Source organism: Blastococcus sp. SYSU DS0541, from assembly GCF_054050875.1.
Map to the genome: position 1 here is coordinate 15,040 of NZ_JBJHAD010000008.1, position 15,472 is coordinate 30,511.

The 15,472-nt window shown below is 75.8% G+C and carries 14 protein-coding genes; 10 read left to right on the plus strand and 4 right to left on the minus strand.

The window, feature by feature from the left end; all coding sequences use genetic code 11:
* The first annotated feature begins 134 nt into the window (after positions 1-134).
* The 5 genes from rimO to ACI794_RS10690 all read left to right on the plus strand — a co-directional run bounded on the left by rimO (position 135) and on the right by ACI794_RS10690 (position 3,826).
* Complete coding sequence (gene rimO, locus ACI794_RS10670) at positions 135-1,589, plus strand: 30S ribosomal protein S12 methylthiotransferase RimO (RefSeq protein WP_456603085.1); 1,455 nt, start codon at positions 135-137, stop codon at positions 1,587-1,589.
* 6 nt (positions 1,590-1,595) lie between these two features.
* On the plus strand, positions 1,596-2,261 hold the full coding sequence (gene pgsA / locus ACI794_RS10675) for a CDP-diacylglycerol--glycerol-3-phosphate 3-phosphatidyltransferase (protein WP_456580030.1): 666 nt from the start codon (positions 1,596-1,598) through the stop codon (positions 2,259-2,261).
* A 6-nt stretch (positions 2,262-2,267) separates the two neighbouring features.
* On the plus strand, positions 2,268-2,807 hold the full coding sequence (locus ACI794_RS10680; RefSeq protein ID WP_456603086.1) for a CinA family protein: 540 nt from the start codon (positions 2,268-2,270) through the stop codon (positions 2,805-2,807).
* A 106-nt stretch (positions 2,808-2,913) separates the two neighbouring features.
* Positions 2,914-3,315, plus strand: a complete 402-nt coding sequence (locus ACI794_RS10685) for a helix-turn-helix domain-containing protein (protein ID WP_456603087.1) — start codon at positions 2,914-2,916, stop codon at positions 3,313-3,315.
* 19 nt (positions 3,316-3,334) lie between these two features.
* Positions 3,335-3,826 (plus strand): TetR/AcrR family transcriptional regulator, encoded by a 492-nt coding sequence (locus tag ACI794_RS10690; RefSeq protein WP_456603088.1) that lies wholly within the window; start codon positions 3,335-3,337, stop codon positions 3,824-3,826.
* Here the strand turns inward: ACI794_RS10690 and ACI794_RS10695 are convergent.
* Complete coding sequence (locus ACI794_RS10695) at positions 3,802-4,320, minus strand: GNAT family N-acetyltransferase (RefSeq protein ID WP_456616343.1); 519 nt, start codon at positions 4,318-4,320, stop codon at positions 3,802-3,804. The two genes, ACI794_RS10690 and ACI794_RS10695, sit on opposite strands and share 25 nt — an antisense overlap.
* Positions 4,317-5,324 carry a PfkB family carbohydrate kinase gene (locus ACI794_RS10700; RefSeq protein ID WP_456603090.1) on the minus strand — a complete coding sequence of 336 codons (1,008 nt, stop codon included), beginning with the start codon at positions 5,322-5,324 and terminating at the stop codon, positions 4,317-4,319. Before ACI794_RS10700 ends, ACI794_RS10695 begins: the two co-directional genes overlap by 4 nt.
* A 64-nt stretch (positions 5,325-5,388) precedes the next feature.
* On the opposite strand from ACI794_RS10700, the gene ACI794_RS10705 reads away from it, so the two are divergent.
* The gene (locus ACI794_RS10705; protein ID WP_456603091.1) at positions 5,389-6,279 is read left to right on the plus strand and encodes a PspA/IM30 family protein; all 891 of its coding nucleotides are present in this window, start codon (positions 5,389-5,391) and stop codon (positions 6,277-6,279) included.
* A gap of 108 nt (positions 6,280-6,387) precedes the next feature.
* Here ACI794_RS10705 and ACI794_RS10710 read toward each other — a convergent pair whose 3' ends face one another.
* Complete coding sequence (locus ACI794_RS10710; protein WP_456603092.1) at positions 6,388-7,245, minus strand: DNA-formamidopyrimidine glycosylase family protein; 858 nt, start codon at positions 7,243-7,245, stop codon at positions 6,388-6,390.
* A 98-nt stretch (positions 7,246-7,343) separates the two neighbouring features.
* Here ACI794_RS10710 and ACI794_RS10715 point away from each other — a divergent pair, with 98 nt between their 5' ends.
* The gene (locus ACI794_RS10715; protein ID WP_456616344.1) at positions 7,344-7,928 is read left to right on the plus strand and encodes an antibiotic biosynthesis monooxygenase; all 585 of its coding nucleotides are present in this window, start codon (positions 7,344-7,346) and stop codon (positions 7,926-7,928) included.
* Positions 7,929-7,939: 11 nt separating this feature from the next.
* Here the strand turns inward: ACI794_RS10715 and ACI794_RS10720 are convergent, their stop codons facing one another.
* A complete protein-coding gene (locus tag ACI794_RS10720; RefSeq protein WP_456616345.1) occupies positions 7,940-12,544 on the minus strand; it encodes an ATP-dependent helicase in 4,605 nt (1,534 codons plus the stop codon).
* A 91-nt stretch (positions 12,545-12,635) separates the two neighbouring features.
* Between ACI794_RS10720 and ACI794_RS10725 the strand changes: the two genes are divergently transcribed.
* The 3 genes from ACI794_RS10725 to recA all read left to right on the plus strand — a co-directional run bounded on the left by ACI794_RS10725 (position 12,636) and on the right by recA (position 15,467).
* Positions 12,636-13,913 carry an MFS transporter gene (locus tag ACI794_RS10725; RefSeq protein ID WP_456616346.1) on the plus strand — a complete coding sequence of 426 codons (1,278 nt, stop codon included), beginning with the start codon at positions 12,636-12,638 and terminating at the stop codon, positions 13,911-13,913.
* Positions 13,914-14,059: 146 nt separating this feature from the next.
* Complete coding sequence (locus ACI794_RS10730; protein ID WP_456580019.1) at positions 14,060-14,254, plus strand: DUF3046 domain-containing protein; 195 nt, start codon at positions 14,060-14,062, stop codon at positions 14,252-14,254.
* Between the two features lie 175 nt (positions 14,255-14,429).
* Positions 14,430-15,467, plus strand: coding sequence for a recombinase RecA (gene recA, locus ACI794_RS10735; protein ID WP_456603096.1), 1,038 nt, complete (start codon positions 14,430-14,432; stop codon positions 15,465-15,467).
* Positions 15,468-15,472 lie beyond the last annotated feature (5 nt).

The window sequence follows — 15,472 nt, forward strand, 5'->3', positions numbered from 1 at the left end:
TCTGGAACGGCCCGCGTGCAGGGTCCCGTCGCGAACGTGTGCGTGACGGGGGGACGTGACGTTCTGGAACGGCCCGCCCGTCGCGAACATGTGAGTGACGGGGGGCACGCGGGTCCTTCACCTACGATGGGCGGGTGACAGCCACGCCCAGCCCTGCCCGGACCGTGGCCGTGGTGACCCTCGGGTGCGCGCGCAACGAGGTCGACTCCGAGGAGCTGGCCGGCCGGCTCGCCGCCGAGGGGTACGAGCTCGTCGAGGACGCCGAGGGTGCCGACGCGGTGCTCGTCAACACCTGCGGGTTCATCGAGACCGCCAAGAAGGACTCCGTCGACGCGATCCTCGCCGCGACCGACTCCGGCGCCTCCGTGGTCGCCGTCGGCTGCATGGCCGAGCGCTACGGCTCCGAGCTCGCGGACGCGCTGCCCGAGGCCACCGTCCTGGGCTTCGACGACTACGCGCAGATCGGTGGCCGCCTGGACGACGTCCTCGCCGGCCGCCCGCTCGTGCCGCACACGCCGCGCGACCGCCGCACCCTCCTGCCGATCAGCCCGGTCGAGCGCTCCGCCGTCCTCGCCGGGGCCGGTGGCCGGGTCGAGGACGCCGGGCCGGCCATCCCCGGGCACGACTGGCTCCGCCGGCGCCGGCTGGCCGCCGGCCCCTCGGCGGCGATCAAGCTGGCCTCGGGGTGCGACCGGCGCTGCGCGTTCTGCGCCATCCCCACCTTCCGGGGCGCGTTCGTCTCCCGCCCGCCGGCGGAGGTGCTCTCCGAGGCGCAGTGGCTGGCCTCCCAGGGCGTGACCGAGCTCGTGCTGGTCAGCGAGAACTCCACCTCCTACGGCAAGGACCTTGGCGATCTCCGGACGCTGGAGAAGCTGCTGCCGCAGCTGGCCGCCGTGGAGGGGATCGTGCGGGTGCGGGTCGCCTACCTGCAGCCGGCGGAGCTGCGCCCGGGGCTGCTGGAGGTCATCGCCGGCACGGACGGGGTGGCCCCCTACTTCGACCTGTCCTTCCAGCACTCCTCCCCGACGCTGCTGCGTCGCATGCGGCGGTTCGGCGGCACGGAGGACTTCCTGCGCACGATCGAGCGGGCCCGTAGCCTGGCCCCCGGCGCCGGGTTCCGCACCAACGTCATCCTCGGCTTCCCGGGGGAGACCGAGGACGACGTCGCGGAGCTGGAGCGCTTCCTCACCGAGGGCCGCCTGGACGCGGTCGGTGTGTTCGGCTACTCCGACGAGGAGGGCACCGAGGCGATGCGACTGGACGGCAAGCTCGACCAGGCGGAGATCGACGCCCGCGTGCGCCGCATCACCGACCTGGTCGAGGAGCTCACCGCGCAGCGCGCCGAGGAGCGGATCGGGGAGCAGGTCGAGGTGCTGCTGACCGAGGACCTCTCGGCGGAGGAGGGCTCCGGCACCTGGTCGGGGCACGCCGCCCACCAGGACCCCGACGCCGACGGCACCACGACGGTCAGCGGCGTCCCGGCCGGCGCCGTCGCCGGGCAGGTGGTGGTGGCCCGGGTGGTCGGGACCGAGGGCATCGACCTGCTCGCCGACGTCCGCGTGCCCGCCGTCGCCACGGCCGCGCGGTAGGGGCAGGTGACCGACGTGGCCCCCGACCCGGCAGCGACGCCCCCGCAGTCGGTGCGGCTGGTCAACGTGCCGAACGCGCTCACCGTGCTGCGGCTGGCCGTGGTCCCTGTCTTCGCCGTCCTCCTGCTGCAGGACGAGACCCTCGACGACAGCAGCCGCTACTGGGCCACCCTCGTCTTCGGCCTGGCGATCCTCACCGACCGCTACGACGGGCTGATCGCCCGGCGGACCGGGCAGGTGACCGAGTTCGGCAAGCTCGCCGACCCGATCGCCGACAAGGCGCTGACCGGCACCGCGCTCATCGGGCTGTCCGTGCTCGCCCTGCTGCCCTGGTGGGTCACCGCGGTGATCCTGGTGCGCGAGGTGGGGGTCACCCTGCTGCGCTTCTGGGTCATCCGGGACGGCGTCATCGCGGCCAGCCGCGGCGGCAAGGCGAAGACGGTGCTGCAGGCCCTCGCGATCGGCCTGTACATCCTGCCGCTGAGCGGCGCGCTGGCCACCGCGCGCTGGTGGGTGATGGCCGCGGCCGTGGTGCTCACCGTGCTCACCGGCCTGGATTACGTCTACCGCGCGATCACGCTGCGCCAGACGAGCGCCCGTGCCATGCGGGCGGCGGCGGCCCGCCGGCAGTCGGGCGCCGACCCCTCCACCCGTCGCGACACCGCCGCCTGACCGGCCGTGGCCACCGCGGACGGCTCCGCCGCGCTCGAGGCGCTCGCCGGTGAGGTCCACCGCGCGCTGCTCGCCCGCGGTGGGACCGTGGCGGCCGCGGAGTCGCTCACCGCGGGGCTGCTCTGCGCCACCCTCGCCGCGGTGCCCGGCGCCAGTGCGACGCTGCGCGGGGGTGCGGTCGTCTACGCCACCGACCTGAAGACCACGCTCGCCGGGGTGCCCGCCGACCTGCTCGCCGCGCACGGACCGGTGAGCCGGGAGACGGCGGCCGCGCTGGCCCAGGGCATCCGCACCCGGTGCGCGGCCTCGTTCGGCCTCGGGCTCACCGGGGTCGCCGGCCCCGACCCCGTCGACGGGCACGGCCCCGGCACGGTCTTCCTCGGCGTGAGCGACGGGCGGCGCACCGACGTCGCCCGGCTCGACCTCCCGGGGGACCGCGCCGCGGTGCGCGCCGGCGCGGTGACCGGCGCATTCACGGCCCTGCTCGACCGGCTCCGCGCGGCAGTCGACGGGAACGCCCACCCGGCCGACGGCGTTACGCCATGAGCGGACTCGGCCCCGTCGGTGGGCTGACGGCGGACGCGCCGCGTACCGTGAGCGCACGGTGCCCGATGGCACCGCCGCTTCCCCGCTCGCAGGACAGGAGACGGCCATGACGCTGCTGCGCACCCAGCTCGGGAACACCCTGCGCGGCCACCGGCTGCGTCAGCACCGCACGTTGCGCGACGTCTCCGGCGCCGCCCGGGTGAGCCTGGGTTACCTGTCCGAGGTGGAGCGGGGGCAGAAGGAGGCCTCCTCCGAGCTGCTCGCCTCCATCTGCGACGCCCTCGAGGTGGAGCTCGCCGACCTGCTCGCCGAGGTGAGCCTCGAGCTCCGCGGTGCCGCGGCCGGCGCCGACGTCCGCCCGCTGGCGGGCTCCGGCGAGGCTGTGCCGAGCGAGACCGTGGCGGCCCCCCAGCCGTCCGACGCGGCCACCGAGCCCGCGCTGGCCCTGGTCGGCGTCGGGGAGGGCCGCACCGCACGGCGGCACGACGCGGTGTCGCTCGCCGCCTGAGCAGCCGGCACCCGGCGGCGTGAACCGCACCCGGGCGGGGCTCCTCGCGGGCGCCGCCCAGGCTTTCGCCGCACACGGGCTGCGGCGCACCACGATGCAGTCGATCGCGGCCGCGGCCGGGGTCGCCAAGGCCACGCTGTACAACCACTTCCGCACCAAGGACGACGTGCTGCGCGCGCTGCTGGCCGCGGAGCTGCAGCGGTTGACCGACCTCGCCGCGGGCCTGCCACCGGCCCAGGGGCTGGCCGCGCTCGCCGACGAACTCGCCACCCACCCGGTGCTGCGCGGGCTCGCTGCGACCGAGCCCGACCGGCTCGGCGAGCTGCTGGCGCCCGGGCCCGAGGAGTGGGCCGAGCTCTCCCGGCGCCTGGCCGCCGCGCTCGGTACCGACGAGGACGCGGCGCAGCTGGCCGGGCGGTGGCTGCTCGGCGTGGTGCTGCAGCCGGGGCTCACCACGCAGCGGCGCCGCCAGGCGGCGCGGCTCGGTCAGCTCCTGGAGCCGGTGGGCTGAGCCGAGGGCTCCAGCGGCAGGGAGCGGGTGAACACCACGCGGTCCTCGCCGGGCCCGGCGTGCCCGGGCGAGGGCGCCGGATGAGCACCGAGACGGGCGGCGAGCGCGGCGGCGCCGCCGTCCGCGGGCAGCACGACGGCCTGGGCGACCCGTGCGCCGACCCCGGCCGCGAGGCCCGAGAAGCGCTCCAGCAGCCGCGTGGCGACCCCGCGGCTCCGCCAGGCGGGATGGACGGCGACGGCCTGGACGACGGCGAGCCGGTCGGCGCTCACCACCCCGAGCAGGTAGCCGGCGTCCCCCTGGTCCGGCGTGAGGGCGACCGCGCCGAAGCCGCCCAGCTGGTGGAAGAACACCGGGTCGTGCAGCGCGGTGACGGCGTCGTCGTCGAGCGCGGAGCCCGCCCAGAACTCGGCGCGCCGGGCCAGCAGCCGGCCGCGCAGCGCACCCGCGGAGAGCTCCTCGAAGCCGACCAGCCGGAGGTCCCCGGCGGTCACCGGTCGCCCCGCGCGGCCGCGAGCTCGTCCCGGGTGGGGGGATCGGCGCCGACGCGGGTGCAGTTGACCGCGGCCACGAGCGCGGCGTCGTCCACCAGGGCCAGCAGCCGGTCGTCGGGGGCGCCGTCCAGGGCGGTGCGGGTGGTGATCCCCGCGCCCAGCAGGCCGGTCAGCAGGCCCGCGGCCAGGGAGTCGCCGGCGCCCACCGTGTCGACCACGGGGACGCGTGGGGTCTCGCGGTGCAGCACGGGCCGGCCGGGGCGGGCGACGCGCAGCGGTGCGCCGCCATCGGTGAGGACGACCAGCGCGGGGCCGCGCTCGGCCCAGCGGCGCGCGGCGTCGTCCAGGTCGGTGGTGCCGGGCTCCAGCCAGGCCAGGTCCTCGGCGCTGAGCTTGACGACGTCGGCGTGGCGGACGAGCTCGTCCAGCCGGCCGGTGACGGCGGCGCGGTCGTTGCCCAAGGAGGCCCCGACCGGCCCCTCGGCGAGCATCGGGCGGATGTTCGGGTCGACGCTGATCAGCGCCCGACCCGAGAGCCGGCGGACCAGCCGGGCGATCGCGCCGCTACCCGGCTCCGTCCAGCTGGAGATCGAGCCGACGTGCAGCGCGCCCACGGCGTCGGGCAGCACCCGGCCGAGCTCCTCGTCGGTCCACCGCCAGTCGGCCGCGCCGAGCACGTGGAAGCCGTAGTCGGGGGAGCCGTCGGCCCCGACGCCGACCACGGCGAGGCTGACCGGTTCGGCGGCCTCGACGAAGCCGGCCGTGTCGACCCCGGCCAGCTCCGCGTGCCGGCGCAGGTTGACGGCCAGCGGCCCGGTGCCCAGCCGGGCCAGCAGCCGCACCGGGGCCTCGAGGCGGCCGGCGGCGACCGCGACGTTCAGCGCGTTCCCGCCGGGGCGGGCGACGTAGTGCGGCGCGGTGCTGCCGTCGGCGGCTCCGGGGACGGGCAGCAGGTCGACGACCAGCTCCCCGAGGACGCACAGGACGGGGTCGGCGGGTGGCACGATGCGAACCCTAGTGGCGGCGCGGACGGTCCGCGTCGGTTGCCGAGGGTGATCACCTGGGACGATGCTGGGGACGAGCATCGCCGGGCCGGCGACCGCGCCGGAGCAGGAGGACCTCATGCCCAACCCGTTCGTGAAGCTGTGGAAGTACCTCACGGCTTCGGCCAACGCCCAGATCGACCAGCGGGCCGACCCGAAGATCCAGATCGCCCAGGCGATCGAGGCCGAGCAGCAGCGCCACCAGTCGCTGGCCAACCAGGCGGCTGCGGTCCTGGGCAACCAGCGCCAGCTGGAGATGCGGCTCAACCGGCAGCTCAGCGAGGTGGAGAAGCTGCAGGCCTCCGCCCGCCAGGCGCTCGTGCTGGCCGACCAGACGCGGAGCAAGGGGGACGCGGCGAAGGCGGCCGAGTACGAGCAGGCCGCGCAGGCGTTCGCCACCCAGCTGGTGGCCGCCGAGCAGTCGATGGAGGACCTCAAGCGCAGCCACGACGAGGCGCTGCAGGCCGCCGAGCAGGCGCGCGGCGCGGTGGAGCAGTCCCGCATGCGCCTGCAGACCACGCTGGCCGAGCGCACCAAGCTCATGAGCCAGCTGGAGCAGGCGAAGATGCAGGAGCACGTCGCCGCCTCCATGAAGCAGGTCAACGAGCTCTCCGCGCCGGGGAACACCCCGAGCCTCGCGGAGGTGCGGGACAAGATCGAGGCCCGCTACGCCAACGCGCTGGGCCAGGCCGAGCTGGCGCAGTCGTCGGTCGAGGGCCGCATGCTCGAGGTGCAGAAGGCGACGCTCGACGTGGCCGGCGCCTCGCGGCTGGACCAGATCCGCGCCTCCATGGGCGGCGGCACGCAGGCCGTCGAGGGCAGCGCCACCGCGGGCGCCATCGAGCAGGGCGCCCCGGCGCCCGAAGCGGCCACCCAGCCGCAGGCCCAGCCCGTGGAGCGCCCCGAGCAGGCGTGAGCAGTAGGCGGACCCCCTGCCCCCGCCGCTCGCACGCTCGCGGCGGGAACCCTGCAGGGGGCTGTACGGGTCGGCCCCGCGCCGTGACCGGTGCGGGGCGGGGGGCGCTCAGCCCGGGGTGGCGACCGGTCGGGGCCGGCCGGCTTCGCCGGTGCGCGCGGTGGGGGCGATCGGGGAGTCCGCGGCCTGGCAGCGGGGGCACCAGTAGGTGACCCGCTCCTGCAGGTGCGGCCCCTGGTCGCCCATCAGGATCGGCGTCCCGCAGCGGCGGCAGGGCTTGCCCTTCCGCCCGTAGACCCAGTGGTCGTGGCCGCGGCGGAGGTCGCCGGTGGTGCTCTGCTCGGGGTGCTCGAGGTTGGCGCGCATCAGCCGCTGCGCCCGCTGCAGCAGCGGCGCCAGCCGGTCGTCGACGTCGGCCACCCGTGCCCACGGGTTCAGGCCGAGCAGGAACAGCGACTCGACCTTGTAGAGGTTGCCGATCCCGGCCACGTTGCGCTGGTCGAGGATGGCGACGCCCACCTGCTCCTCGGGCTGGGCGCGCAGCCGGCGCAGCGCCTCGTCGAGGTCCCAGTTCGGGGCCAGGATGTCGGGGCCCAGGTGGCCGACGAGCCGGTCCTCCTCCGCCGTCGGCACGATCTCGACGTCGTGCAGCCGGTAGCCGACGCACTCCCACTCGTCGGTGGCCAGGACGACGCGCACCTCGAAGGCCGGGCCACCCCGCCAACGGGCGCCCGGCCGGTAGATGTGCCAGCTGCCGTCCATGCGGAAGTGGGTGCGCAGCGTCCGCCCGTCGACGAGCCGGATGAGCAGGTGCTTGCCGCGCGGGACGACCTCGGTGACCGCGGCACCGGTGAGGTCGAGCCCGGCGAGTTGGGGGAGCCGGAACTCCCCGCGGCGCAGCGTGCCGCCGGCCAGCGCGGTGTTCATCCGCTTCGCCGCCAGCCAGACGGTGTCTCCCTCGGGCACGCGACCATGATCCCCGGCTGCGTCCCCACCTGCCCCCTGGGTGTGTGAGAGCGCCGACATCCGGGAAGGCGGCCGCGGCCCCGTGCGCTGCCCTCAGCGTGAGCGTGCCCCTGCGACTGCGCACCCGGCTCGGGGGCGCGGCGACGTCCCCCGACGCCCAGCCGGTCACCGTGACCGTCGCCCGCGTGGTGCGGCCCGACCGGCGGGCGGCGTTCGAGCGGGCGGCCCGCGCGGTGCTGGCGGAGGCCGCCGGCTACCCCGGCAACCTGGGCGCGTCGCTGCTCCAGCCGGGGCCCGGCAGCTCCGAGTACCACCTGGTCTACCGGTTCGCCGACGCCGACTCGCTGGCCGCCTGGGAGCGCTCGCCGGAGCGGCAGGCGTTCCTCGCGCGGCTGCCCGGGATGGTCGAGGACGAGCGGGTCGCACGGGCGGTGGGTCTGGAGAGCTTCTTCGCCGTCCCGCCGCGGCCGGGGCCGGCGTGGCGGAGCTGGCTGCTCACCGTCGCCGTCGTCCTGCTGTTCACCTCGCTGTTCCAGGTGCTCGCCGTGCCGTTCCTCGGCAGCTGGCCCTGGCCGCTGCGGCTCCTGCTGTCGGCCGTCTACGTCGTGACGGCGCTGCGCCTGCTCATGCCGCGGCTGAGCCGCTGGTGCGCCCCGTGGCTGCACGGCTCACGGCGCCGCTGACCCCCGGCTGATCAGCCCCGCAGTCGCAGGCCGCGGGGGGTGGCGGCGAACCCGGCCGCCTGCAGCGCGCTGCTCAGGGGCGTCGACTCGTGCACCGACGCGCCGTCCGCCTTCTGCACCACCATCCGACCCAGCGCCCCGGCCGACACCGCGCCGGACAGCGCCGTCGTCGCCTCCTTGAGGGTCTGCTCGTCCTCGGTCCAGGACAGCAGCGTCTTCCCGCCGCGCTCGACGTAGAGGACCAGGTCGCCGTCGACCAGGACCACCAGCGCCCCCGCCTTGCGCCCGGCCCGGTGCCCGGCCTTCCGCCCGGTGCCGGTGCCCTCGCCGATGTCGGCGGCGGCGTCCTCGCTGCCGGGCCGCTCCGGCCACGGCAGCGCCGCCCCGTACACGTTCGCCGGATCGGTCGCGGCCAGCACGACGGCGCCGGCCGGCAGCCGGTCGGCCGAGGCGAAGCTGCGCAGCCGGTCGACCGAGCCGGGGGTGCCGAACTGCGCCGCGCCGAGGGTCTCGACGAAGTAGCCGCGGCGCGCGCGACCGTTCTCCTCGAAGGCGCGCAGCACCGGGTAGACCGCGGAGAAGCCGCCCACCACCTGCTCGGCCATGACCGCGCCCCGGGTGAGGACGCCGTGCCGCTCCAGCAGCGCCTCCGCGCGGGCGGTCGTGCGCCGGGTGGCGTTGGCCTCCCGGTCGGGCAGCCGCGACCAGCGCCCGGCCACCGTGGGTGGGCCACCGCGGCTCGGCATGGCGGCGCGGGTCAGCCGCGGGCGCCCGTACCGGTTGCGGGTGACCCGCGGCGCGGCGGCGGCCCGCTTGTGCGTGCCGCCGCCACCGAGGCGGGTGCGCAGCGGGGCCAGGGTGTCGTTGGTCAGCGCGCCGGCCCACACCAGGTCCCAGACCAGGTCGGCGAGCGCGGCGTCGTCGGTGGCGCCCAGGGCGTCGGAGAGGCCGCGGAAGAAGAGCGCCTGGCCGCCGGCGAGCAGGTCGAGGAGCGGCTGCCCCTCGCCGGCGACCTCGAGCTGTTCGGGCAGCAGCAGCGGGGCGAGGTCGGCGGGCACCAGGCTGATCCAGCCGTCCCCACCCGGCAGTCCGCCGGCACCGGCCCACAGCACCTCTCCGGCGCTCGTGAGCTCGTCCAGCATCGCGGGGGAGTAGTCCCGCACCCGGGCCGGCAGGACCAGCGACTCCAGGGCGCTGGCCGGCACCAGGGCGCCGGCGAGCTGCTCGACGACCGCCAGCACGCCGTCGGCGCCCCGCAGCCGGCCGCCCACCGCCTGCCAGGACGGCGTGAACCGCGCCAGCGTCCCGGTGGGCACCGGCTCGACCTCCTGGCGCAGCTTGGCCAGGCTGCGCCGGCGGATGGAGCGGAGCACGTCGGCGTCGCACCACTCCTGGCCGGTGCCGCCGGGGCGGAACTCGCCGGAGACGAGCCGGCCGGTGGCGGTCAGCCGCTGCACCGTCGCGGTGACCACGGCGACCCCCAGGCCCAGCCGGGTGGCGGCCTCGGCCGGCTGGAACGGGCCGTGGGTGCGGGCGTAGCGGCCGACGAGGTCGGCGAGGGGGTCGGCGACGGGCTCGGTGAACACCTCGGGCACCCCGACGGGGAGCGCGGTGCCGAGGGCGTCGCGCAGGCGGCCGGCGTCCTCGATCGCGACGTGCCGCTCCTCGCCCGCGATGCGGACGACCAGCGCCCGGCGGGCGGCGACCAGCTCGTCGAGCCACGGCTGCGGCACCCCCCGGCGCGCAGCCTCGGCCGCGGTGAGGTCGCCGACCACGCGGAGCAGGTCGCCGGCGCCGTCGACGTCGCGCGGGTGCCGCTGCTGGGGGAGCCGCTGCAGCTCCGCCTCGATCTCGGTGATCGCCTCGGCGTCGAGCAGCTCGCGCAGCTCCGAGCGGCCGAGCAGCTCCGCGAGCAGGCCGGTGTCGAGGGCGAGCGCCTGGGCGCGCCGTTCGGCGAGCGGGGCGTCGCCCTCGTAGAGGAACTGGCCGACGTAGCCGAACAGCAGCGACTGGGCGAAGGGCGAGGCGGTCTCGGTCTGCACGTCGACCAGCCGCACCCGCCGGGCCCGCACGTCGCGCATCAGCTCGACCAGGCCCGGCACGTCGTAGACGTCCTGCAGCACCTCGCGGGCGGCCTCGAGCGTGATGGGGAACGAGGAGAACTCGCTGGCCACGCCCAGCAGCTGGGCGGCGCGCTGGCGCTGCTGCCACAGCGGCGTGCGACGGCGGGGGTCACGCCGGGGGAGGAGCAGCGCGCGGGCGGCGCACTCGCGGAACCGGCTGGCGAACAGCGCGGAGCTGCCGACCTCCGCGGTCACCTCGCGCTCGACGTCGTCGGGGTCGAGGACGGCGAGGTCGGCCTCGGGCGGCTCCCCGGTGGTGTCGGGCAGCCGCAGCACGATGCCGTCGTCGGAGTGCATGGCCGAGACGTCGACGCCGTGGCGCTCGCGCAGCCGGGCGGCGAGGACCAGCGCCCAGGGCGCGTTGACCTGCGCGCCGAAGGGGGAGTGGACCACCAGCCGCCAGTCGCCGAGCTCGTCGCGGAACCGCTCGACGAGCAGCGTGCGGTCGTCGGGGAGGTGGCCGGTGGCCGCCTTCTGCTCGGCCAGGTAGGCGGCGAGGTTGGCCGCGCCCCACTCGTCCAGGCCGGCGGCGCGGGCGCGCTCCAGGCCCGCCTCCGGCGTCGCGGAGCCGACCTCGCGGAGGAAGGCGCCCAGCGCCCGGCCGAGCTCCAGTGGGCGCCCGGGGGCGTCGCCGTGCCAGAACGGCATCTTCCCCGGCTGGCCGGGCGCGGGGGTGACCAGCACGCGGTCGTGGGTGATCTCCTCGATCCGCCAGGACGAGGAGCCCAGGAGGAACACATCACCCGTCCGCGACTCGTAGACCATCTCCTCGTCCAGCTCGCCGACCCGGCGGCCGCCGGTCCCCTCGCCACCGACGAGGAAGACGCCGAACAGGCCGCGGTCGGGGATGGTGCCGCCGCTGGTGACGGCCAGCCGCTGGGCGCCGGCGCGGGCGGTGAGGGTGTCGGTGACGCGGTCCCAGGTGAGCCGCGGGCGCAGCTCGGCGAAGGCGTCGGAGGGGTAGCGCCCGGCGAGCATGTCGAGGACGGCGTGCAGCGCCGACTCCGGCAGCGAGGAGAACGCCGCCGAGCGGCGGACCAGCGCGCCGACCTCGTCGACGGTGCGCGGCCGCTCGGAGACGATCGCGACGATCTGCTGGGCCAGCACGTCGAGCGGGTTGCGCAGGTAGCGGATGGACTCGATGGCACCCGCCTGCATCCGCTCGGCGACCAGCGCGCACTGCACGAGGTCGCCGCGGTACTTCGGGAACAGCACGCCACGGCTGACCGCCCCCACCTGGTGCCCGGCCCGGCCGACGCGCTGCAGGCCGCTGGCCACCGTGGGTGGCGCCTCCACCTGCACGACGAGGTCGACCGCGCCCATGTCGATGCCGAGCTCGAGGCTCGAGGTCGCGACGACGGCGGGCAGCCGACCCGACTTCAGCGCCTCCTCGACGATCGCCCGCTGCTCGCGGGAGACCGACCCGTGGTGGGCCGCCGCCACCGGCTGGAACGCCTCGGGCAGGCCGCCGCCGGAGCCGGCCTGCGCCATCAGCGCCGCGGCGTTGGTGCCCGGTGGCACGGGCTCACCGGTCTGCCGCTCGTAGGCCAGCTCGTTCAGCCGGCTGGTCAGCCGCTCGGCCAGCCGGCGGGAGTTGGCGAAGACGATCGTGCTGCGGTGCGCCTGCACCAGGTCGAGCACCCGCTCCTCGACCGCCGGCCAGATCGAGGTGCGCGGCTGGTGCCCGGCGGCCGAGCCCTCCAGCTCACCGGTGGGCTGGCCCAGCTCGCTCATGTCCTCGACCGGGACGACCACCGAGAGGTCCCACTCCTTGGTCGAGGCGGGGGAGACGACCTGCACCGGGCGCCCACCCGCCAGGAAGGTGGCCACCTCCTCGATCGGCCGCACCGTCGCCGAGAGCCCGATCCGCTGCGCCGGCCGCTCCAGCAGCTCGTCGAGCCGGTCGAGGGATACGGCCAGGTGCGCGCCGCGCTTGGAGTCGGTGACGGCGTGGACCTCGTCGACGATGACCGTCTCGACGCCGCGGAGCGCCTCCCTGGCCTGGCTGGTGATCAGCAGGAAGAGCGACTCGGGCGTGGTGATGAGGATGTCGGGTGGCCGGCGGGCGAAGGTGCGCCGCTCGTCGACCGGGGTGTCGCCGGAGCGGATGCCGACCGTGATCTCCGGCCGGGACAGCCCGAGCCGCGCCGCCGCCTGGCCGATGCCCGCGAGCGGGGCCCGCAGGTTGCGCTCGACGTCGACGGCGAGGGCCTTCAGCGGGGAGACGTAGAGCACCCGGCACCGGGTCCGCTCGTCGGCCGGTGGGGTGGCGGCCAGCCGGTCGAGGGACCACAGGAACGCGGCGAGCGTCTTGCCGGAGCCCGTGGGCGCCACCACGAGGGCGTGCTCGCCGCTGCTGATCGCCTCCCAGGCGCCCTCCTGCGCGCCCGTGGGCTGCTCGAAGGCGCCGGTGAACCACGCGCGGGTGGGCTCGGAGAACCTGGTCAGGGCGCCCCGGCCCTCGGGGCGGCCGGAGGTCGGGCGGGCGGGCACGCGCTCAGTGTCCCCGCCGTGTACGACACTTCGCTGACCGGCGCGGACGCCGGAGGGCGGGAACCACCCGCCCGGGGAGACGGGAGCGCACGTGACACCGCTGCAGCAACCCGAGGCCACGGTCGACGTCGCCCGCGTGCAGCGCCGCACGCTGGGCGTCCTCAGCGGCGGCGTGGCCCTGGCGGGGCTCGGCGTCACGGTCGGCATCACCGCCGGCGGGCTGCTGGCCCGCGACGTCGCCGGCACCGACACCGCCTCCGGCCTCGGCCAGACCGCCGGCGTCCTGGGGGCTGCGGTCCTGGCGGTGCCCCTCGCCCGGATCAGCGACTCGGCCGGCCGGCGGGCGGGGCTCGCCGTCGGCTACGGCCTCAGCGTGGTCGGCGCGGTGGTGACCGTCGTGGCCGCGGCGGTGTCCTCCCTGCTCCTGCTGCTGGGCGGGCTGTTCCTGTTCGGTGCCGCCACGGCGTGCGGGCTCCAGTCCCGCTACGCCGCCGCCGACCTCGCCGAGCCCGAGCACCGCGGGCGCTCGCTCTCGCTCGTCGTGTGGGCCACGACCGTCGGCTCCGTGGTCGGCCCGAACCTGGCCGCACCCGGTGCCGAGCTCGGCGAGGCCCTGGGCCTGCCCGCGCTGGGCGGCGTCTTCGTGGTGTCGGCGATCGTGTTCGCGGTGGTGGCGGTGGGCTTCCTGCTGCTCCTGCGCCCCGATCCACTGCTGGTGGCCCGGGCGCTGGGCGGGGGTGGTGGCGGTCCGCGGCCGCGGCACGCCACCGGTGCCGCCCTGCGGGCGGTCTGGGCCACCCCGGCCGGGCGGCTGGGCCTCACCGCGGTGGTGGTCGCCCACTCGGTGATGGTCGGCGTCATGGTGATGACGCCGGTGCACATGGGTCACGCCGGCGGCCCGGAGGGGGCGGTGCTCCGCCTCGTCGGGCTGGTCATCAGCGTGCACGTCGCCGGGATGTACCTCTTCTCCCCGCTGGTGGGCATGCTCGCCGACCGGGCGGGGGCCCCCACGGTCGTCGCCCTGGGCGCCGGGCTGCTGCTGGCCGCGGCCGCGATCTCGGGGACGGCGGCGCCGGCGGACTCGGTGCAGCTCGGTGCCGGGCTGCTCCTGCTGGGCCTCGGCTGGTCCTGCGGGCTCATCGCGGGTTCGGCGCTGGTGACGGCGTCGGTGGGGCCCGAGCTGCGGCCGACCGCGCAGGGCGGCACCGACCTGCTGATGGGGCTCGGTGCCGCGCTGGCGGGGGTGGTCGGTGGCCCGCTGCTGGCCTGGGGCGGGTTCGGGCTGGTCTCCGGGGTCTCCGCCGCCCTGGTGCTCCCGCTCGTCGTGGTCTGGCTGGGCTGGCGGGTCAGCGCCCGCGGTAGTTCCTGATCAGCAGCACGATCAGCGCGACGAGCGCGATGACGATGCCGATCTCGAGGACGGTGTCGAGCGTCGAGGAGCCGGTGCCCGGGATCATGCGCGCAAGGGTAGGGCGGCGGCAGCGCGGCCGGGGGCGGACGGGTTAGCGTCGTGGCGTGCGGCTGCAGGAGTTCTGGTCCCGTCTGGACGGTCAGTTCGGGTCGATGCGCGCCCAGAGCGTGGCGCGCGACCACGTGTTCTCCGACCTCGGCGGCCGCACGGCGCTGGACGCCATCGAGGCCGGCGTGCCGGTGCGGAAGGTGTGGCTGGCCGTCTGCGAGGCCTTCGACGTGCCGGTCAAGGAGCGCTGAGCCGGCCGGTTCCCCGGTGCGGCGTGTCGGCCTGGCGATCGAACACGTGTTCGGCCTACTGTGGCGTCCACAGGCCGGCCGGTTCTCCCCAGCCCGCCCTGGAATCCGAAAACTGTCGGTGCCTCGCCCTAGCGTCGGTCCCGACCCGCTTCTCGCGAACCGAAGGTGACGCACCATGGCAGCAACGCTCGACCGCGACAAGGCCCTCGACATGGCCCTCGCCCAGATCGACAAGCAGTTCGGCAAGGGCTCGGTCATGCGGCTGGGCGACGAGGCCGCCCAGGCGATCAAGGTCATCCCGACCGGGTCGATCGCCCTCGACATCGCCCTCGGCATCGGCGGCCTCCCGCGCGGCCGGGTCATCGAGGTCTACGGGCCGGAGTCCTCCGGTAAGACCACGGTCGCCCTGCACGCGGTGGCCAACGCCCAGGCCAACGGCGGCATCGCCGCCTTCATCGACGCCGAGCACGCGCTCGACCCGGAGTACGCCCGCGCCATCGGTGTGGACACCGACGCCCTCCTGGTCAGCCAGCCCGACACCGGTGAGCAGGCCCTCGAGATCGCCGACATGCTGATCCGCTCCGGTGCGCTCGACATCATCGTCATCGACTCCGTGGCGGCTCTGGTGCCCCGCGCCGAGATCGAGGGCGAGATGGGTGACAGCCACGTGGGTCTGCAGGCCCGTCTGATGAGCCAGGCGCTGCGCAAGATCACCGGTGCGCTGAGCAACTCCGGCACGACGGCGATCTTCATCAACCAGCTGCGCGAGAAGGTCGGCGTGGTCTACGGCTCGCCCGAGGTCACCACCGGTGGTCGCGCGCTGAAGTTCTACTCGTCCGTCCGCCTCGACGTCCGCCGCATCGAGACCCTCAAGCAGGGCACCGACGCGATCGGCAGCCGCACGCGCATCAAGGTCGTCAAGAACAAGGTGGCCGCGCCGTTCAAGCAGGCCGAGCTCGACATCCTCTGGGGTCAGGGCTTCAGCCGGGAGGGCGGCATCGTCGACGCCGGTGTCGAGCAGGGCATCGTGAAGAAGTCCGGCGCTTGGTACACCTACGAGGGCGACCAGCTGGGCCAGGGCAAGGAGAACGTCCGCAACTTCCTGAAGGACAACCCCGACCTCGCCGACGAGATCGAGAAGAAGGTCAAGGAGAAGCTCGGCATCGGCCCGAAGCTGGACGCCCCGGCGCCGGTCGACGCCACCGACTTCTGACCTGC

Bases quoted from the DNA above. Each gene is read 5' to 3' on its own strand.
- ACI794_RS10685 (WP_456603087.1), top strand. From the start codon at position 2,914: ATGACGCTGCTGCGCACCCAGCTCGGGAACACCCTGCGCGGCCACCGG.
- ACI794_RS10705 (WP_456603091.1), top strand. From the start codon at position 5,389: ATGCTGGGGACGAGCATCGCCGGGCCGGCGACCGCGCCGGAGCAGGAG.
- recA (WP_456603096.1), top strand. From the start codon at position 14,430: ATGGCAGCAACGCTCGACCGCGACAAGGCCCTCGACATGGCCCTCGCC.